Raw genomic sequence first — 19,959 nt, forward strand, 5'->3', positions numbered from 1 at the left:
CTGCCCGGCTACGCTTCTCGCGTCCGCCCGGCTACGCGCGCGATGTCAGGGGCGGTACGCCCAGCCACCGGGAGCGAAGTCCTCCCAGTGGTACCAGTCCCAGTAGTAGCCACCGTTGACCTGCGCGAGCTGACTCTCGTCCAGCTCGGTGCCGATCCCGGACAGCGCGGACAGCTCCGGCTTGGTCTTGGCCATGTTGTTTCCCCTTTCGATCTAACAACGTGGCCAATCTCCCAATCCCCGGTTGTGAACCAGTGGTGGGTGGCTGCAACCGCCTCGCGGGACACGCGCCGGACGCGGGCGGGACCGGACGACGCGTCACGGCGCTCTAGGCCCGCAGGCGCAGCCCTCTCGGCGTCGGGTGGAAACCGGCGGCCTCCAGGGCGGCGCCGAGGGGGGAGTCGTTGATGGCGGTGCCGTCCGCCCGCTCGACGGTCAGCTTGCCCAGCGCGCCGTCGCGCACGGCGAGCGCGAGGGCGTCGACGGCGGGCCGGAGGCGGTCGTCGCCGGAGAAGGACAGCAGGGTCTTGCCGCCGCGCTCGACGTAGAGGATCAGATGCCCGTCGACGAGCACGACCAGGGAACCGGCCTTCCTGCCGGGCTTGTGGGACACCTCCCCGGGATGGGCCGGCCACGGCAGGGCCGCCCCGTACGGACTGGCCGGGTCGGCGGCCGCCAGCACCACCGCCCGCCGGGCGTTCCCGTCCGCCCTCTCCGGCTTCCGCGCGCTCCACGGGTCGGGCGCCGGTGCCGTGTCCGGGTGGGCGGGCGAGGGGGACGTGGCGCGCATCCGGTCGACGGCACCGGGGAGGGCGAACTGGGCACCGCCCAGCCCCTCCACGAAGTAACCCCTGCGGCACCGGCCGCTCTCCTCGAAGGCGCGGAGCACCTGGTAGACGGCGGCGAAACCGCCCGGCGGCCGCTCGGCGGTCACCGCACCCCTGGTCACCACGCCGTGCCGCTCCAGCAGCACCTCGGCCTGGGCGTGGGCGCGCTGGGTGGAGTCCTCCGCGAGGGCGGGCAGTGCCCACCAGCGCCCGCCCACCGTGGGCGGGCCGCTCCTGGTCGGCAACACCGCCCGCCGTCGCCGGGTCGGGGCCGGGCGGTGCGCGGGGCGTCCCGTCCCGAGGACGGCCCGCAGCGGCGCCAGCGTGTCGCCGGTGATCCGGCCCGACCACACCAGGTCCCACACGGCGGCGGACAGGGCACGGTCGTCCGGGACGGCACCGGCCAGGAGGGCGCCGGCCCGGCCGCCCAGCTCGCGGAAGAACAGCGCGCCCCCGCCGCCCAGAATCTCCAGCACCGCCTCGTGCACCGGCGTCAGGGTGATGTCGGCGGGGCCGGGCATCAGCAGCGGCGCGGTGTCGGCGAAGTAGAGCGACACCCAGCCGTCGCCGCCCGGCAGGGACCCCTGCCCCACCCAGATCACCTCGCCGGAGGCCGTCAGCTCGTCCAGGAACGACGGGTCGTATCCGGGCACCCGCGAGGGCAGGATCAGCGTCTCCAGCGCCGACGCGGGCACCGCCGCGCCCTGCAACTGCTCGATCGCGCCCACCAGCGCGTCGATCGGCGGCCTGCCCCGCTGCGGGGTGCCGGTGATGCCGTGCCAGGCGGGTGCGAAGGCGGCCAGGGTCTCCGGGGAGACCGGCTCCACCTCCTTGCGGAGCCTGGCCAGGGACCTGCGGCGCAACATCCGCAGCACCCCCGCGTCGCACCACTCCTCGCCCCGGCCACCCGGCCGGAACTCCCCGCTCACCAGCCGCCCCGAGGCGGCCAGGCGGCGCAGCGCGTCGGTGACGACCGCGGGGCCGAGGCCGAACCTGGCCGCGGCGGTGCTCGCGAGGAAGGGGGTGCGCGTACGGGCGTGCCGGGCCAGCAGGTCGCCCAGCGGATCGTCGACCGGTTCGAGGAACGCGTGCGGAATCCCCACGGGCAGCGGCACGCCGAGCGCGTCGCGCAGCCGGGCGGCGTCCTCGATCGCCGCCCACCGCTCCTGCCCCGCCACCCGCACCCTGATGGCCCGCCGGGAACCCTCCAGCACGGTCAGCCACGCCGGGTCGCCCTCGCGCACACCGACGTCCTCGGCCACCAGGGGGCCGTGGGATCGGAGCAGGTCGGCCAGGTCCTCGGCGTCGCGCAGCGGCCGGTCCAGCCGGGCCAGCTCCCGCTCGGCGTCGGTGATCACGTCGAGGTCGAGCAGCTCGCGCAGGTCCGCCTGGCCCAGCAACTCGGCCAGCAGGGTCGTGTCGAGCGCGAGCGCCTGGGCGCGGCGCTCGGCCAGCGGGGCGTCGCCCTCGTACATGAACGCGCCGATGTAGTTGAACAGCAGCGACGCCGCGAACGGCGACGCCTTGTCGGTCTCGACCTCCACCAGCCGGACCTGCCGCGCCTCGATGTCGCGCATCAGCCGGACCAGCCCCGGCACGTCGAACACGTCCTGAAGACACTCTCGCATCGTCTCCAGCACCACGGGGAACGACCCGTAGCGGCCCGCCACGCTCAGCAGGTGCGAGGCGCGCTGCCGCTGCTGCCAGAGCGGCGACCGCCTGCCCGGCACGCGGCGCGGCAGCAGCAGGGACCGCCCGGCGCACTCGCGGAACCGCGCCGCGAACAGCGCCGAACCGCCCAGCTCCTCGGTGACGATCCGCTCGATCTCGTCCGCGTCGAAGACCGCGACGTCGGACGGGGGGTCGGAGAGCGTGTCGGGAATGCGCAGCACGATCCCGTCGTCGGAGTGCAGGGCCTGCACGTCGACGCCGTAGCGCTCCCGCAGCCGCCGCCCGATCGCCAGCGCCCACGGGGCGTGCACCCGCGCCCCGTACGGGGAGTGCACCACCACCCGCCAGTCGCCCAGCTCGTCGTGGAACCGCTCGACCAGCAGCGTCCTGTCGTCCGGCACGTAGCCGGTCGCCTGCCGCTGCTCGGCCAGGTAGGAGAGCAGGTTGGCGGCGGCGTACTCGTCCAGTCCCGCCGCCCTGATCCTCCCCAGGGCCTCCTCACGCGCGGCGCTTCCCGCTCCCGCGTTCTCCGCCGTCCCGTTTCCCGCTTCGGCGCCTTCCGCTCCCGTGTTCCTTCTCGCCGGGTCTCGGGTGCGCCCGCTTCCCGTCTCGGCGTCCGCGCCCGCCGCCGACATCTCGCGGAGGAACGCGCCGATGGCCCTGCCCAGCTCCGCCGGTCTTCCGGCGGTGTCGCCGTGCCAGAAGGGGAGCTTTCCCGGCTGGCCGGGGGCGGGTGTGACCAGCACCCGATCGGCCGTGATCTCCTGGATCCGCCAGGAGGTCGCGCCCAGCACGAACACGTCACCGGCCCGCGACTCGTAGACCATCTCCTCGTCCAGCTCGCCCACCCGGGAGGACTTCTCCCCGACCAGGAACACGCCGAACAGCCCCCTGTCGGGGATCGTGCCGCCGTTGGTGACCGCCAGCCGCTGGGCTCCGGGACGGCCCCGCAGGGTGCCGGTCACCCGGTCCCAGACGATGCGCGGCCGCAGCTCGGCGAACTCCTCGCTCGGGTAGCGTCCGGCGAGCATGTCGAGCGTCGCCTCCAGCGCGCTCCTGGGCAGCGTCCGGTAGGGGGCCGCTCGCCGCACGACCTCCTCCAGCTCGTCCACCGTCCACTCGTCCAGCGCGGTCATCGCCACGATCTGCTGGGCGAGCACGTCGAGAGGGTTGCGCGGGTAGCGCAGGTCCTCGATCTCCCCGCTCCTCATCCGCTCGGCCACCACGGCCGTCTGGACCAGGTCCCCCCGGTACTTGGGGAAGATCACGCCACGTGAGACCGCTCCCACCTGGTGCCCGGCCCGGCCGATCCGCTGCAGGCCGCTCGCCACGCTCGGCGGCGCCCCGACGCAGGCCACCAGGTCGACCGCGCCCATGTCGATGCCGAGCTCCAGGCTGGAGGTCGCGACCACGGCGGGCAGCCGCCCGGACTTGAGCGCCTCCTCGATCTGGGAGCGCTCCTCCTTCGACACCGAACCGTGGTGGGCCCGCACGATCTCCGGGGCGATCCCCTTGGCCGCCCCGGCCTGCGCCATCATCGCCGCCGGGGTGGAGAGGGAGGCCGGGGGGACGGGGAACCCCTCGGCCCAGTGCACCGGCTCCGCCCCCGCTCCCTCCTCCGCGTCCTGCCCGGCCGGCTCCTCGCCGGTCTCCTGCCGCTCCCACGCCAGCTCGTTGAGGCGGGTGCACAGCCTCTCGGCCAGTCGCCGGGAGTTGGCGAACACGATCGTGGAGCTGTGGCCTCCGATCAGCTCGAACAGCCGCTCCTCCACGTGCGGCCAGATCGACCGCCTGGCCGGGGTCTCGGTCAGCCAGCGGTCGTCGTCGGGGGCGGGCGGGGCGGGAGGCGTGTCGAGCTCGGTCATGTCCTCGATCGGGACGACCACCTCGACCTCGATCTCCTTGTCCGAGGGCGGCTGGACCACGGTCGCCGGGCGCGATCCGCCCAGGAAGGCGGCCACCTCGCTCACCGGCCGGACGGTCGCCGACAGGCCGATCCGCTGGGCGGGCCGGGGCAGGAGGGTGTCGAGCCGCTCCAGGCTGAGGGCCAGGTGCGCGCCGCGCTTGGTGGCCGCCACCGCGTGCACCTCGTCGACGATGACCGTCTCCACGCCGCGCAACGCCTCGCGGGCCTGGCTGGTGAGCAGCAGGAACAGCGACTCGGGGGTGGTGATCAGGATGTCGGAGGGCCGGGTCGCGAACCGCCGCCGCTCCTCGGGGGCGGTGTCACCCGACCGGATCGCCACCGAGATCTCCGGCACCGGGAGCCCGAGCCGCCGCGCGGTCTGCCTCAGCCCGGCCAGCGGCGCCCGGAGGTTGCGCTCGACGTCGACCGCCAGGGCCTTGAGCGGCGAGACGTACAGGACCCGGCACCGCCTCACCGGCTCGCCGTCCCCCCGGTCCCCCCGCGAACGCCCTCGCCCGCCCCGGGCGCTCGTACCGGCCGTATCACCGGTGCCACCCGTACCGGCCGTCAGGTCCGTATCGGAGGATCCGGCGTCCAGGGGGGAGCCGGGAGCGGAGGAGGCGAGCCGGTCGAGCGACCACAGGAAGGCGGCCAGCGTCTTGCCGGATCCGGTGGGTGCGACCACCAGTGTGTTGTCGCCCCGCGCGATCGCCGCCCACGCCCCCTCCTGCGCGGCGGTCGGCGCGGCGAACGCCCCGGTGAACCAGTCTCTGGTCATCCGGGTGAAGTGATCGAGCGCCCCGCCCGCGCTCGCCGTCTCGCTCATCGCCGCCCCCTAGCTCCCGGTCCGGACGACCGACCGGCTCACCGCCCATACTGCACGGCCCCACCGACAGAACCCGTGACCGCCCGTCCGGCGACCGGGCGGCGGACGGGAGCAGGTGGCCCGCGCATCACCTGCGGACGCACGGTTCGTCGGTGCTGCGGCAGCTCCTAGGGAGAGCGGATCCGCGGCGTTCGCCGGGACGGTGACCATTCGCCACCATGACGTGACGTCCGGGATAGGTTGGCTCCCTGCCGTTGAGGACATGGCTTTGACGAACACACGACGTATTGAGTGGTGAGCTAACGGTGAGCATCGACCATCAGGCCATCGAGGCGACGCGCGAGCGGATCAAGGCGGAACACCTCAGGGCGCACCGCCCGCCGAGCAGCGCGAGGGGGCTGCACCACTTCGCGCTGATCTCCTCCGACGTCGAGACGACGATCGCGTTCTACCAGGACCTTCTGGAGTTCCCGCTGACGGAGATCTTCGAGAACCGCGACTACCGGGGGTCCAACCACTTCTTCTTCGACATCGGCAACGGCAACCTGCTCGCCTTCTTCGACTTCCCCGGTCTGGAGCTCGGCCCCTACAAGGAGGTCCTCGGCGGGCTCCACCACGTCGCCATCTCCGTCGATCCCTCCACGTGGGAGCGCCTGCGGGGCAAGCTGGAGGCGGCGGGCGTTCCGCACCAGGTCGAGAGCGGTGCGTCGATCTACTTCGCCGATCCCGACGGGGCCCGCCTGGAACTGCTCGCCGACCCCCTCGGCGAGATGTACGGCTCCCGCGTGCTCTGACGACCCCTCTCCCGCCTCCGGCCGCCCACGCCTTCCCCCTCGTCCTCGTCCTCGTCCTCGCCTGCGACGCTCCTCCCGCCTGTCCCCGTCTCGTCCGCCCTTCCCCGTCTCGTCCGCTCCGTCTCCGGCTCGTCCCCGTCCGGCGAAGGCCGGGAGAGCGGGACGCGGGCGCCTTGCGGCCCGGCGGCGCGCCGGGGTGGGCCGCGGCACGCCGGAGGGCATCCATACTTGAGGCATGCGCCTATCGGATTTCTGGAAGCGGATGAAGTCACACTTCGGCGACCAGTACGCCGAGTCGTGGGCCCGCGACTACGTCATCGCCGATCTCGGCGGCCGGACCGTGATCCAGGCGCTGGCCGAGGGGGTCGGCGCCAAGGAGGTCTGGCACGCCGTGTGCGGGGTGACCGACGTCGCTCCCAGGCTTCGCTGAGAGCCGGTAAGCACGCGGCCCGGTGAGCGGGCCGGAGACACGCGGCCCGGTAAGCGGAAGCCGGAGAGCGTTAAGGGCCCGCTCAGGACGGTTCCGTGAGCGGGGCGAGGAGCTTCTCCACCGAATCGGCCGCCCGCGCGGGATCGTCGGTGCTCTCCTCACCGTCCGGTGCCCACAGAAACAGCCAGCCGTCCCTGACCGGGGTGGCGAAGACGATGGTCTGCCGACGGCTGTCCGGATGCCACACCCACAGCACCGGGGCGGCGCCTCCGAGGGTGCGGCTCGCCAGCCCTCGTTGTCGCAGCTCGGCGGCGAGGGAATCGAGATGGGCTAGACGTTGCTGCGTGAACGTGTTGGGCACGTCGGACACCTCGGGTCGTTTCCCCTCAGGATCACTCCAGGTCAACCCGGTTACAACAGGTCCTGGGCAATTCTTGGAAATGTCGCCTCCCGGATGGGGTCCGCACCTCCCGGAGCCGTGGCCAGCCGGCCTGCCCGGCCGTGCCTGGTCGTGCGCGGGGGGACTCCGCGGCGGTTCGTGACTCCCGCAACGTATGGTGCCAACGGGCGGCGATCGAACAGTCGTTCGGCTATATTGAACAAGCCACCACTCTTGGCGTGCCCTCCCGAAATTGTCGGCGGCACCCCGTAGCTTTCTGGCAACCGATCCAACCCGCGACCCTTCAGGGGGCACCCATGGCAGCTAACGACCGCGAGAAGGCGCTTGAGACCGCACTCGCTCAGATCGAGCGGCAGTTCGGCAAGGGCTCGATCATGCGCCTGGGCGACGAGACCCGGGCGCCCATCGAGGTGGTTCCCACCGGCTCCATCGCGCTCGACGTGGCCCTCGGCATCGGCGGCTTCCCGCGCGGCCGCATCGTCGAGGTCTACGGTCCCGAGTCCTCGGGCAAGACCACGGTCGCCCTGCACGCGGTGGCCAACGCCCAGCGTGGTGGCGGCATCGCCGCGTTCATCGACGCCGAGCACGCGCTCGACCCGGAGTACGCCCAGAAGCTGGGCGTCGACACCGACGCGCTGCTCGTCTCCCAGCCCGACACCGGTGAGCAGGCGCTGGAGATCGCCGACATGCTGATCCGGTCCGGCGCCGTCGACCTGCTGGTCATCGACTCGGTCGCGGCCCTGGTGCCCAAGGCCGAGATCGAGGGCGAGATGGGCGACAGCCACGTCGGCCTGCAGGCCCGTCTGATGTCCCAGGCGCTGCGCAAGGTCGCCGGCGCGCTCAACAACACCGGCACCACCGCGATCTTCATCAACCAGCTCCGTGAGAAGATCGGCGTCATGTTCGGCTCGCCCGAGACCACGACCGGTGGAAAGGCGCTGAAGTTCTACGCCTCGGTCCGCCTCGACATCCGCCGCATCGAGACGCTGAAGGACGGCACCGAGGCGGTCGGCAACCGCACCCGGGTGAAGGTCGTCAAGAACAAGATGGCCCCGCCCTTCCGCGTGGCCGACTTCGACATCCTCTACGGCGTCGGCATCTCCCGCGAGGGCGGCCTGATCGACATGGGTGTCGAGCACGGCTTCGTCCGCAAGTCCGGCGCCTGGTACACCTACGAGGGTGACCAGCTCGGTCAGGGCAAGGAGAACGCGCGAAACTTCCTCAAGAGCCACCCGGACATGGCGAACGAGATCGAGAAGAAGATCAAGGAGAAGCTCGGCGTCGGCCCGCGCGTCGACAGCCCGGCCGCCCCGTCGCCCGTCCCCGCGGCTTCGGCCCCTGCCGCCGCGTCCGGTCGCGCGTCCGCTGCCGCTTCGGCTCCCGCCGCGTCCGGTCGCGGTTCCAAGGCCGCCGCCGCCCCCAAGCCGGGTGACGCCTGAATCCGGGCTGATCGATGACCACGGGACCTGACTCCGGTCCGGCCGGCGAGGCCGGGCCGAGAGACTGGGGAGCCTGGCCCGACGAACCTCGGGAGGGTTCACCGGGCCGGCGCGGCCGCGACCACGACCACGGTTCGTCCGCCTCGGAGGGAGGCTTTCGTGAGGAAGCCGCGGACCCGGCGAGTGACGGGCCGCGAGGCCGGAAGAAACGTGCCTCACGGCGTGGGCGGCGGTCCGGGAGCGCCACCCCGGGCTTTCTTTCCGACCGATCCGACCGATCCGACGGGTCCGATGGACCTGACGGAATTTACGGATCCGGCAGGTCCGGCGCACGCGGCAGGTTCGGTGGACGTGACGGGTCCGGTGGAGGTGACGGGTCCGACGGGCCGGCCGAGGGGTCTCGGGCGAGCCGGGGGGCCGGATCCGATCCGCAGGCGGTTGCGCGGGGCATCTGCCTGCGGCTGCTGACCATGGCGCCGCGCACCCGGGCCCAGCTCGCGGAGGCGCTGCGTAAGCGCGAGGTGCCCCAGGAGGCGGCGGACGCCGTGCTGGAGCGCTTCTCCGAGGTCGGGCTCATCGACGACGAGGCGTTCGCCGCGGCATGGGTGAGCTCGCGTCACGCCGGGCGGGGTCTCGCCAGAAAGGCCCTCGCCTCGGAGCTCCGCCACCGAGGGGTGGACGAGGAGACCGTGAAGGAAGCGGTGGATCGGCTCGATCCCGAGGAGGAGGCGGAGACCGCTCGTCGCCTCGTGCGTCGCAAACTCTCCTCGACCCGGGGTCTGGAGCCCGCGGTCAGGACCCGCAGGCTTGCCGGCATGCTCGCCCGCAAGGGATACGGCCCCGGCCTGGCATTTCGCGTGATCCGTGAAGTGCTGGAGGACGAAGGGGCGGAAACATCGCCATTCGCGGAGGATCAGGGCTATCCACTCGACTAGTCCAAAGCAGCTTTGACAGCGGGTCTTTGCTTGCTCGTTACCTCTCTGACGCTTAATCTCAACGACAGTGAGGAGTTACTCCGCGCAGCGCGGATTGTCATAGCGGTGTAATACGGACAAGCAGGCTTGGCGGATGAGGACGGGACGACGGACCGGCGGGAACAGCCGGTGGGTGATCCCCTCTGGGTTCACTTCTGTCCCGACGGTGCCGTCTCTTGAGCTTTCCGTGCCGTGCGTGTGACCCCTCGTGTGCCTGATATTTGCGACGCGAGGAAGGTGAGGCGCGCATGGATCCGGTCGTGGTCGTCATGTTGGTAGTGGCGGTTATGGCTCTCGCCGTGATGACAGCCGTGCTGGTCGTGTTGCTGCGTCGTGTCGGTGGAGCCGGGGGCCCGAAGGGTCCCACGCCTGAGCAGGAGGCCGAGGTTCAGGCCCAGCTGGAGGAGGCCAGGCGCGAGGCCGCCGACATCCGGGCGAAGGCCCAGGACGACGCCGGAGAGCTGCTGCGCAAGTCGGAGGCGGCGATCGAGGCGGCGGCCGAGATGCGCAAGGAGGCCGAGGCCGAGGGCAAGATCCTGAAATACGAGCTCAAGGAGCTCCGGTCCGACCTCGAACGCAGGGAGAACCGGCTGGCGGAGCGCGAGCAGCGTCTCGACGAGGAGGCCAGGCGCCAGGCCGACCGGGCCCGCAAGCTCGCCGAGACGGAGACCGAGCTGGCCGACCGTCGCGAGGATCTCGAACGGGTCGCCGAGGAGCGCAAGACCATCCTGGAACGGGTGTCCGGGTTCACCAGCGACCAGGCCAGGGCCGAGCTGGTCAGGGAGATCGAGAACCAGGCGAAGCGCGAGGCCGCGCTGATCATCAGGGAGATCGAGGGAGAGGCACGCAAGGAGGGCGAGAAGCGCGCCACCAAAATCGTCACGCTGGCGGTCCAGCGGGTGGCCACCGAGCAGACCGCCGAGTCCGTGGTGAGCGTCCTGCACCTGCCCGGTGACGAGATGAAGGGGCGCATCATCGGCCGCGAGGGCCGCAACATCCGGGCCTTCGAGTCGACCACCGGCGTCAATCTGATCATCGACGACACGCCGGAAGCCGTGTTGTTGTCGTGTTTCGACCCGGTCCGCCGCGAGACCGCGCGGCTCACCCTGGAGAAGCTCGTCCTCGACGGCCGCATCCATCCGCAGCGCATCGAGGAGGCCCACGAGCGCAGCAAGGCCGAGGTTCAGGAGCTGTGCGTGCGTGCGGGCGAGGACGCCCTGGTGGAACTCGGCATCACCGACATGCATCCCGAACTCGTCACCCTCCTCGGCCAGCTCCGTTACCGCACCTCCTACGGCCAGAACGTGCTCGGCCACCTCATCGAATCGGCCCACATCGCCGGCATCATGGCGGCCGAGCTGCGGCTCGACACGACGCTGCTCAAGCGCTGCACGCTCCTGCACGACATCGGCAAGGCCCTCACCCACGAGGTCGAGGGCAGCCACGCGCTCATCGGCGCCGAGATCGCCAGACGATACGGCGAGCACGAGGACGTCGTCCACGCCATCGAGGCCCATCACAACGAGGTCGAGGTCAAGACCGTCGAGGCCGTCCTCACCCAGGCCGCCGACGCGATCAGCGGCAGCCGTCCCGGCGCCCGCCGCGAGTCGCTGGAGGCCTACGTCAAGCGACTGGAGCGCCTTGAGGAGATCGCCACCTCCTACGAGGGCGTCGAGAAGGTCTTCGCCATGCAGGCGGGCCGGGAGATCAGGGTCATGGTGAAGCCAGACGCGGTCGACGACATCCAGGCCCAGGTGATCGCCCGCGACGTCGCCAAGCAGGTCGAGGAGGAGCTCACCTACCCCGGCCAGATCCGCATCACGGTCGTCCGCGAATCGCGGGCCACCGAGTTCGCCCGCTGACCCCGCCCAACCCGCCGACCCCGGCCAACCAGCCCAACCCGCCGACCCCGCCCAACCGGGGGAGCACGTCGATCCGCCCGGTTCGCCGACCCGCCCGGCAACCCGCCGGTCCACCTGACCTCTCGCTCAGGAATGGAAGATCTGCTGGTAGAAGGCGAGCTCTGTGGCCAGGGCCGCGCTACGGGTCTCGGCGCGGCGGAAGCCGTGGGCCTCCCCCTCGAACGTGAGGTAGGTGCAGGGAACGCCGCGTTCGGCGAGCGCGTCGGCGAAGGCCTGTGACTGCGCCGGGGGGACCACCGGGTCGGACAGGCCCTGGAGGAGCAGCATGGGGCAGCTCACCCCCGCCACCCGGCCGAGGGGTTCGCGCGAGGCGTACAGGGCGGGGTCCTCCGGGCCGATCAGCCACTCGACGTAGCGCGACTCGAAGTCGTGGGTGGTCGCGCTGAAGTTGGCGAGCCCGCTCACGCCGTAGTAGGAGACGCCTCCGGCGAACGCGTCGGACGCGCAGCAGGCCGCCATGACCGTCCAGCCGCCCGCGCTACCGCCCCGGATCGCGATCCGCGCCGGGTCGCCCAGCCCTTCCGCGGCCAGCCACTCGGCCGCGGCGATCGCGTCCTCGACGTCGACCACGCCCCACTGACCGCGCAGCCGCTCGCGGTAGACGCGGCCGTAGCCGGTGGAGCCGCCGTAGTTGACGTCGAGCACGCCGATGCCCCTGCTGGTGAGGAACGTCTTCTCCATATCGAGCGCGCCGACGCTGTTCCCGGTCGGCCCGCCGTGCACGAACACGACGTACGGCGCGGGGCCCTCGCCGCGCGCCACGGGGTTGGACGGGGGGTAGAGGAACGCGTGCACCTCGCGCCCGAACCGGCTCTCGAACTCCACGGGCCTGGCGCGCGGCAGGTAGCCGGGGTCGGGCAGCTCGTTGACGTCCCGGCGGAGCTCCTCCACCCGTCCGGTCACGGTGTCGATCCGGACGATCGACCGGGGCAGCGCGGGGCCGTAACCGATCCCGACCACGGCGCGCCCGTCGGTGGCCAGCACCACCTCCCAGCCGTCGTAGGGCACGTCCAGGTCGCTCAGCACGCCACTGTCCGGGTCGAGGACCCCCAGTCGCAGGTCGCCCCGCCCGTGCAGGACCGCGAGGCTCCCGTCGTCCATCGGCGCGTACGGCACCGCGCCGAGCTGCCACAGCGGCCCCGCGAACTCCTGCTCCGCCGGGTGGAGCGCCTTCGCCGAGGCGCCGTGTATCCCGACCAGGTAGAGGTTCCACCAGCCCGACCAGTCGGAGACCAGATAGAGGTGCTGCTCGTCACGCCACCGCGGGGCGAGCACCGATTCCGAGACGCCGCCCTTGACCTTCCAGGACGTGCCGTCGGCGAGCCGGGAGATCCACAGCTCGGTGCCGTTCCACGGCATCCGGGGGTGGTCCCAGCAGACGAAGGCCAGGTGCTCGCCGTCGGGGGAGACGGCGGGGGAGGCGTAGAAGTCGTGCCCGCCGGCCCGCTCGCGCGGCTCGCCCTCGCCGGACAGCGGGATGGACACGATCGACCGGCTCACCCGGCCGCCGTCGTGGCGCTCCCTGACGCACCAGATCTGCCCGTCGTGAAGGACCAGGTCCGCGTAGCGCAGGGCCGTCGGCTCCTCGGGCTCCGGCGTGAGCGGCCTGGGCTCGCCACCGGTGGGCAGCAGGTAGAGGCGCTGGTCGACGAAGTTGGCGAACACCACGCCCTCGCCGGGCACCACCGCGTACGACCGCCCGCCGTACTCGTGGACCCTGGTCCTGGCGCTCCACGGTGCGCTCAGCAGCTCGCGCTGGGCACCGTCGGCGCTCCGGTGCACGATGGTGGTCCGCCCGCCCTCGGCGGGACGGTCCTCGGTCCACCAGACCTCCTCGCCGAGCACCGTCGGGTATCCGAGGCGCAGCCCGGAACGGGCCACGTCGGAGGTGGAGACCGGCGACGGCCAGGTGGCGTGCGGCAGGACGACCTGCTCGGGGGACATGGCGCAATCCTGCCCGATAACCCGCCGCGTGTCGTCGGTATCACGCTCGCGTCACCCGAGATATGCCGCCGGTGAACCGTGCGAGCCGTGAGATCGGGGGGAATGATGAGGTGAGGGCCGTTGGTCCGGTCTCCGCCATAAGCCGCCCTGCGGATGTTTTCACCCGCCCGGCACGCGAAGGGCGGCCACCGGATCCGGTGACCGCCCTTCGGCTGCCGTGCTTCTACGGTGCGGGGGTGGTGGGGGTTCCGAGGCCGCCCTCGACCGCCGTCGGCGAGTCGGGCCGGGCGATCGGCTTGGCCGCGGTCTTCCTGCTGCGCCGGCTCCGCCTCTCCAACCAGGTGGCGACGGCGCCCACCATCACGTTGATGATGATGTAGATGATCGCGATGACGATCACGGCGGGAATGATGTTGTTGAAGTTGGAGGGCAGCACGCGCGCCCCCGCGTTCAGCAGGTCCTCGAACGACACGATGAAGCCCAAAGCGGTGTCCTTCAGGAGCACCACCAGCTGCGCCACGATCGCCGGCATCATGACCGTGACCGCCTGCGGCAGCAGGATCATCCGCATCACCTGGCCCGGACGCAGGCCGACCGCGAGCGCGGCCTCGCTCTGCCCCCGGGGGATGGACAGGATGCCCGCCCGCACGATCTCCGCCAGCACCGAGCCGTTGTACAGGACCAGGCCGATCACCACCGCCCAGAAGGGCGTCACGGTGAGCCCGAAGACCGCGCTCCCGCCGAACATCACCGCGAAGATCATGATCAGCAGCGGGATCGCCCGGAAGAACTCGACGACCGCACCCGAGGCGCGGCGGATCCAGGCGTTCGCCGAGAGCCGGCCGATGCCGAAGACGAACCCGAACGGCACCGCGATCAGCGCGGCCACCGCGGCGGCGCTGAGCGTGTTGACCAGGCCGGGCAGGATCAGGTTGACCCACACGTCGCCGCGCAGGAACGGCGTCCACAACTCGGCGCTGAGCTGGTTCTTCTCGCCGAGCTTGGTCACCATCACGTACACCGCGAACAGCACGGCGAGGATGACCAGCACGGTGAGCACGTTGTTGCGTATCCGGGCCTTGGGGCCGGGAATGTCGTACAGGACGCTGACGCGCTCGGAACTCTCGACGCGCCGCTTGCGCGCCGGGGGCCGCTCGGTGGTGACCGCGGTCATCGGACCACCGCCAGGCGCTTGGCCAGCCAGCCGAACAGCAGTCCGGTCGGCAGGGTCAGGATCAGGAAGCCCAGCGCGAACCCGGCGAAGATCTGGATGACCGCGTCGCCGTGCGCCTCGAACAGCGTCTTCATGGTCAGGGACGCCTCACCCACCCCGATGGCCGCGGCGATCGTGGTGTTCTTGGTCAACGCGATCAGGATGCTGCCCAGCGGGGCGATCACCGCGCGGAACGCCTGGGGCAGCACGATCAGCCTCAGGTTCTGGCCGAACGTGAGCCCGATGGCGCGGGCCGCCTCCGCCTGACCGACCGGGACCGTGTTGATCCCGGCCCGGATCGCCTCGCAGACGAACGCCGCCGTGTAGGCGGACAGGCCGATGATGGAGAGCCACAGGTAGTTGGTGGACAGGCTCTCGGAGAACGAGACGTCCAGGACGAGGCCGAGGCCCAGCCCGCAGAACACGATCACCAGGGTGAGCGGGGTGTTCCGCAGGACGTTCACGTAGGTCGTACCGATCCCGCGCAGGATCGGCAGCGGGCTGACCCGCATGCCCGCGAGGATCGTCCCGAGCACGAGCGCCACCAGCCCACTGGCGAGGGTGAGCCGGATGGTCAACCAGAAAGCGCCCAGAATGACCGGGAATTCATCGAAGAGTGCCTGCACTCATCCCTCCAGAGGTCACAGAGCCGGGGCGCTTGCACGCCCCGGCCGAGGTGTGACCGAATCAGTAGCGCTCGACAGTCGGCGGGGTGGTGAAGAACTTCCCGAACTCGCCGAAGTTGGCGTCGATGGCCTTCTTCCAGGCGCCGTCCTTGAACATCTTCTCGACGGCCGCGTTGACCTTCTCGCGGGTCTCCTTGTCCTCCAGCTTCAGGCCGATGCCGTACTTCTCCTCGGAGAAGGGCTTGCCGACGAGGCGGAACTTGCCGGGGGACTGGGTGGCGAAGCCGGCCAGGATCGTCGCGTCGGTGGAGATCGCGTCGACCTGCTTGTTCTCCAGCAGCGGCAGGCAGGCGCCGTAGCCCTGCTGCTCGGTGAGGAAGCCGCTCTTCCACTCGTCGCCGAACTTCTCGACAAGGCGGGCGGGCGAGGAGGAGCCCTGGGCGCCGCAGACCTTCTTGGTCTTGAGGTCCTCGACGCTGTTGATCGTGGTGTCGTCCGCCCGGGTCAGGATGTCCTGGCCGGTGACCAGGTACGGGCCGGCGAAGGAGACCTTCTTCTTGCGGTCGTCGGTGATCGAGTAGGTCGCGATCACGGCGTTGACCTGGCCCTGCTGGATGAAAGATTCGCGGTTGGCCGAGATGGCCTCCTTGAACTCAATCTTGTCGTCCGTGTAGCCGAGCTCCTTGGCGACATACCGGGCAACGTCGACGTCGAATCCCTTGAAGGAGCCGTCGGGCTGCTTCTGCCCGAGACCGGGCTGGTCGACCTTGATGCCCACGACGAACTTGTCGCTTCCGCCGCCGGCGTCGTCGCCGCACGCGGTCAGACCGGCCATCGCCGCCGCGGCTGCGATCACCACGGCTCCAATACGACGTACACGCATTCTTGCTACCTCGTCTTTCATCAGGGACATATCAGGGATGAGCAGAGCCGTCAGTGAGTGAGGATCTTGGAGAGGAAGTCCTTGGCCCGGCCGGTCCTGGCGTTGGTGAAGAACTCCTCGGGGGTGTTCTCCTCCACGATCTGGCCCTCGGCCATGAACACCACGCGGTTCGCCGCGCGGCGGGCGAAGCCCATCTCGTGGGTGACGACCATCATCGTCATGCCCTCCTGGGCGAGGCCGATCATGACGTCGAGCACCTCCTGGACCATCTCCGGGTCGAGCGCCGAGGTCGGCTCGTCGAACAGGATCATCTTGGGGTCCATGGCCAGGGCGCGGGCGATCGCCACGCGCTGCTGCTGGCCTCCCGAGAGCTGCGCGGGGTACTTCGACGCCTGGGCGCCGATGCCGACCCGCTCCAGCAACTCCATGCCCCGCCGCTCCGCTTCGGCCTTCGCGATGCCACGAACCTTGATCGGCCCGAGGGTGACGTTCTCGAGGATCGTCTTGTGCGCGAACAGGTTGAAGGACTGGAAAACCATCCCGACCTCGGACCTGAGCTTGGCCAGGGTCTTGCCCTCGACCGCGAGCGGCTGCCCGTCGAAGGTGATGGTTCCCTCGTCGATCGCCTCCAGCCGGTTGATCGTCCGGCAGAGGGTCGACTTGCCGCCGCCCGACGGGCCGATGACGACGAGGACCTCGCCGCGGGAGATCGTCAGATTGATGTCCCGAAGGACGTGCAGGCTGCCGAAGTGCTTGTTGACGCCTTCGAGCACGACCAGAGGAGTCTTGTCCCCGTTCTCCGTCATGGTGGACAACGTAATTCTGTAAAGGGCACCTGGGGCTAACCCTGCGGTACCGATCAGATCACGGCCTGCTCACGCCTTGATCATCGGACCCTGCCCAGCGTAGCCGGGTCGAGGGTGAGTTTGAAGGGTTCTGTCAGTTCCACGGTCGTCCCGGCGGCGACGCGGTGGATGAGCTGGTACTCGCCGTTCTCGTCGAGCGCGTGCGTGAAGATCACCGGGAGCTCGTCGGATCCCTGCCCTCGGAATGACTTCATCTCGACCCGCCAGAAGTAGGGAATGCCCGCCTCTGCGTATTTCGCGTGCTTGATGATCCGATCCGTGGCCGTGGTGGACCTGGAGACTATCTCCACCACCAGGTGGACCCACTCGGGCTGTGCGACCTCCGCGCCCTCTTCGAAAGGCGCCGCCTCCACCACCATCAGATCGGGAATGACGCCGGGCTTGCGATCCAGGAGAAGGCCTGTCGCGGTAACGGGGATCAAATCCTCCGGCGTCACCGTCTCCAGATAGGTCTGGAGACGGTCTCCGATGCGCTGGTGTCTGAATGGTGGGGCGGGGGACACGATGAGGCTCCCGTCGATGAGCTCGTAGCGACCGCCGTCGTCTCGCGAGTTGAGCTCGGACCATTCGTCGAGGCTGAGTTCGCCGGGAGTCTCCCAGAAGGCCGTCTTCGGTGCCGCTGTTTTCTTGCGGGGCTTCTTGGAGGGCTTTTTGACGGGCTTCTTGGCCTTCACCGGGGCCTCCGAGGTCTGCACGAGCATCGCCACCGTGGCTCACCACTCTCAGCTGTCGGTCGAGTCCTAATTCTCGCATGCGGCTTTGGAGCCCCAGCTTAGCGAGAGGATTGACGCTGCGTGATCAATCGATTACCTGGAGTCCGACGGGTTGGGGGCGTACCTGAAGGTTCGGCGGAGCGCCTACCCTTGTCGTGAGATGACTGCCACCGTGGAGAGCGCCCGCACGTACGAGGTCCGTACCTATGGGTGCCAGATGAACGTGCACGACTCCGAGCGCCTGTCGGGCCTCCTGGAGGACGCCGGATACGTCCCGGCCGTCCAGGGGGAGACGGCCGACGTGGTCGTGTTCAACACCTGTGCCGTACGGGAGAACGCCGACAACAAGCTCTACGGCAACCTCGGCCACCTGCGCCCCTCGAAGGTGGGCAACCCCGGCATGCAGATCGCCGTGGGCGGCTGCCTGGCGCAGAAGGACCAGGGGGAGATCGTCCGCAGGGCGCCGTGGGTGGACGTGGTGTTCGGCACCCACAACATCGGCTCGCTGCCGGTGCTGCTGGAGCGGGCGCGCGTCCAGCAGGAGGCCCAGGTCGAGATCAAGGAATCCCTGGAGACCTTCCCGAGCACGCTGCCGACCAAGCGCGAGTCCGCCTACGCCGCCTGGGTGTCGGTCTCCGTGGGGTGCAACAACACCTGCACGTTCTGCATCGTGCCCGCCCTGCGCGGCAAGGAGAAGGACCGCCGCCCCGGCGACGTTCTCAACGAGGTGCGCACCCTGGTCGACCAGGGCGTGCTGGAGATCACCCTCCTCGGCCAGAACGTCAACACGTACGGCGTGGAGTTCGGCGACCGGCTGGCCTTCGGCAAGCTGCTGCGGGCCTGCGGCGACGTCGAGGGCCTGGAGCGGGTCCGCTTCACCAGCCCGCACCCGGCGGCGTTCACCGACGACGTCATCGCGGCGATGGCCGAGACGCCCAACGTGATGCACCAGCTCCACATGCCGCTGCAGTCGGGCTCGGACCGGGTCCTCAAGGCCATGCGCCGCTCCTACCGGGCCGAGCGCTACCTGGGCATCATCGAGCGGGTCCGCGCGGCCATGCCCGACGCGGCGATCTCCACCGACATCATCGTGGGCTTCCCCGGCGAGACCGAGGAGGACTTCCAGGCCACCCTCGACGTGGTGCGCGAGTCGCGGTTCGCCAACGCCTTCACGTTCCAGTACTCCATCCGGCCCGGTACGCCCGCCGCCACCATGGACCACCAGGTTCCCAAGGAGGTCGTGCAGGAGCGCTACGAGCGGCTCGTCGCCCTGCAGACCGAGATCTCCTGGGCGGAGAACAAGAAGCAGGTCGGCCGGACGCTCGAGGTGCTGGTCGCCGAGGGCGAGGGCCGCAAGGACGAGGCGACCCACCGCATGTCCGGGCGGGCCCCCGACAACCGCCTGGTGCACTTCGCCCCCGGTGCCGAGACCCCGCGTCCGGGTGACGTGGTGAGTGCCGAGGTCACGTACGCGGCACCGCACCACCTGGTCGCCGACGGCCCCGCGCTGAGGCTCCGCCGTACCCGCGCGGGCGACGCCTGGGAGGCCCGCCAGGGCGCCCCGGCCGGAGCCGGTTCCGGGGTCATGCTGGGCATGCCCTCGATCGGCCGTCCCGCCCCGCTCCCGGAGACCTCGGGCTGCTCCGTCTCCTGAGGTTCCGTCCTTCGGGTGCCGCGCCGGAAGCACCTCTCCCGGTTTCTCCCTTCGGGCGAGGTCTTCCGGCGTCTTTTTCGAAGGCGCTCCTCCGCATGGCGCGGGCCCATGATCGAATCATCGGAATCCCCGGCGGCGACGGCGATTCCGGCGACACCGCCGTCCCTGCCAGGGGGTATGCGCACGGGGTTGCCGCGGCTTCCTCAAAGAATGATATTTCGTGATTCGCCTGTGATTGATGTGCGAGCATTTCCCTCCTGTGACTACTGTGGTTCGGCACCCTCGGAAGCCGTGGAGGTTTCCCCCCGAGAGCCGCAGGGAGTTCTTCCTCATGCACGTCCCTCCATCCCCGGGCAGTCCCGGAGAGCCAGAGATCCTCGTCGGCCCCGCCGATGGGCCCAAGAAGCCTCGCAAGCGCAAGCCCCAGCGGATGAACGGCCTGGCCATAGCCGTCTTCTCCGTCCTCGCCGCCGCCCTCCTGGGCGGGGGCGCCGTCTTCGCCTTCATGAACGCCGGGGGCGACGGCCCCCGGGTGCCGCCGGCGCCGGACAGCGCCCAGGAGGCGTCCCAGGAGCCCGCACCGGACCAGAGCCCGCCGCAGGCCACGAAGCAGAAGCCGGAGAAGGAGGCGGACGCCGCCTCCGGAGCCGGTGACACGTCCACCGGAGGCGGCGACTCCGACTCCGACTCCGGTGCCGGTGCAGGTGCCGGCGGGGCGGACGAGAGCGATCCCGGAGCCGAGTCGGCCGCCGGGAAGCCCTCGAAGGACGAACCGTCGAAGCAGCCGCAGAGCAGTCAGCGGCCGCAGGACTCCGGCACCGACGACCCCGCCGGCTACGTACATCCCCAGGGGCCCGTCGGCGGCTACTGA

16 protein-coding genes are annotated in these 19,959 nt (G+C 70.5%); 7 read left to right on the top strand and 9 right to left on the bottom strand.

What is annotated here, in order from left to right; translation table 11 throughout:
• Positions 1-45: 45 nt before the first annotated feature.
• Positions 46-195 carry a hypothetical protein gene (locus ACVCAG_RS08060; protein ID WP_447189632.1) on the bottom strand — a complete coding sequence of 50 codons (150 nt, stop codon included), beginning with the start codon at positions 193-195 and terminating at the stop codon, positions 46-48.
• A 133-nt stretch (positions 196-328) separates the two neighbouring features.
• Positions 329-5,230 (bottom strand): ATP-dependent helicase, encoded by a 4,902-nt coding sequence (locus ACVCAG_RS08065; protein WP_447189633.1) that lies wholly within the window; start codon positions 5,228-5,230, stop codon positions 329-331.
• 305 nt (positions 5,231-5,535) lie between these two features.
• Here ACVCAG_RS08065 and ACVCAG_RS08070 point away from each other — a divergent pair, with 305 nt between their 5' ends.
• The gene (locus tag ACVCAG_RS08070; protein ID WP_440083067.1) at positions 5,536-6,024 is read left to right on the top strand and encodes a VOC family protein; all 489 of its coding nucleotides are present in this window, start codon (positions 5,536-5,538) and stop codon (positions 6,022-6,024) included.
• A gap of 235 nt (positions 6,025-6,259) precedes the next feature.
• Complete coding sequence (locus ACVCAG_RS08075) at positions 6,260-6,454, top strand: DUF3046 domain-containing protein (RefSeq protein ID WP_350972642.1); 195 nt, start codon at positions 6,260-6,262, stop codon at positions 6,452-6,454.
• Between the two features lie 82 nt (positions 6,455-6,536).
• Here the strand turns inward: ACVCAG_RS08075 and ACVCAG_RS08080 are convergent, their stop codons facing one another.
• A complete protein-coding gene (locus ACVCAG_RS08080) occupies positions 6,537-6,815 on the bottom strand; it encodes a hypothetical protein (RefSeq protein WP_440083068.1) in 279 nt (92 codons plus the stop codon).
• A gap of 335 nt (positions 6,816-7,150) precedes the next feature.
• On the opposite strand from ACVCAG_RS08080, the gene recA reads away from it, so the two are divergent.
• From recA to rny, 3 genes are all read left to right on the top strand, one after another.
• The gene (gene recA, locus ACVCAG_RS08085; RefSeq protein WP_440083069.1) at positions 7,151-8,293 is read left to right on the top strand and encodes a recombinase RecA; all 1,143 of its coding nucleotides are present in this window, start codon (positions 7,151-7,153) and stop codon (positions 8,291-8,293) included.
• A 14-nt stretch (positions 8,294-8,307) separates the two neighbouring features.
• On the top strand, positions 8,308-9,228 hold the full coding sequence (recX, locus tag ACVCAG_RS08090) for a recombination regulator RecX (protein ID WP_447189634.1): 921 nt from the start codon (positions 8,308-8,310) through the stop codon (positions 9,226-9,228).
• A 287-nt stretch (positions 9,229-9,515) separates the two neighbouring features.
• On the top strand, positions 9,516-11,129 hold the full coding sequence (gene rny / locus ACVCAG_RS08095; protein WP_440083071.1) for a ribonuclease Y: 1,614 nt from the start codon (positions 9,516-9,518) through the stop codon (positions 11,127-11,129).
• Between the two features lie 126 nt (positions 11,130-11,255).
• Here the strand turns inward: rny and ACVCAG_RS08100 are convergent, their stop codons facing one another.
• From ACVCAG_RS08100 to ACVCAG_RS08125, 6 genes are all read right to left on the bottom strand, one after another.
• A complete protein-coding gene (locus ACVCAG_RS08100) occupies positions 11,256-13,133 on the bottom strand; it encodes a S9 family peptidase (protein ID WP_447189635.1) in 1,878 nt (625 codons plus the stop codon).
• Positions 13,134-13,356: 223 nt separating this feature from the next.
• Positions 13,357-14,307 (bottom strand): ABC transporter permease subunit, encoded by a 951-nt coding sequence (locus ACVCAG_RS08105; protein ID WP_440083073.1) that lies wholly within the window; start codon positions 14,305-14,307, stop codon positions 13,357-13,359.
• Positions 14,304-14,972, bottom strand: a complete 669-nt coding sequence (locus tag ACVCAG_RS08110; RefSeq protein WP_344749856.1) for an amino acid ABC transporter permease — start codon at positions 14,970-14,972, stop codon at positions 14,304-14,306. The genes ACVCAG_RS08105 and ACVCAG_RS08110 overlap by 4 nt, the downstream gene beginning before the upstream one ends.
• Before the next feature lie 61 nt (positions 14,973-15,033).
• Positions 15,034-15,855 (bottom strand): glutamate ABC transporter substrate-binding protein, encoded by an 822-nt coding sequence (locus ACVCAG_RS08115; RefSeq protein ID WP_440083074.1) that lies wholly within the window; start codon positions 15,853-15,855, stop codon positions 15,034-15,036.
• Positions 15,856-15,905: 50 nt separating this feature from the next.
• Positions 15,906-16,661 (bottom strand): ATP-binding cassette domain-containing protein, encoded by a 756-nt coding sequence (locus ACVCAG_RS08120; protein ID WP_440083075.1) that lies wholly within the window; start codon positions 16,659-16,661, stop codon positions 15,906-15,908.
• 80 nt (positions 16,662-16,741) lie between these two features.
• A complete protein-coding gene (locus ACVCAG_RS08125) occupies positions 16,742-17,422 on the bottom strand; it encodes a Uma2 family endonuclease (RefSeq protein ID WP_447189718.1) in 681 nt (226 codons plus the stop codon).
• Positions 17,423-17,594: 172 nt separating this feature from the next.
• Between ACVCAG_RS08125 and miaB the strand changes: the two genes are divergently transcribed.
• Both miaB and ACVCAG_RS08135 read left to right on the top strand, forming a co-directional pair.
• A complete protein-coding gene (miaB, locus tag ACVCAG_RS08130; RefSeq protein ID WP_440083076.1) occupies positions 17,595-19,088 on the top strand; it encodes a tRNA (N6-isopentenyl adenosine(37)-C2)-methylthiotransferase MiaB in 1,494 nt (497 codons plus the stop codon).
• 331 nt (positions 19,089-19,419) lie between these two features.
• The gene (locus ACVCAG_RS08135) at positions 19,420-19,959 is read left to right on the top strand and encodes a hypothetical protein (protein ID WP_447189636.1); all 540 of its coding nucleotides are present in this window, start codon (positions 19,420-19,422) and stop codon (positions 19,957-19,959) included.

This window comes from Streptosporangium sp. G12, assembly GCF_052983175.1.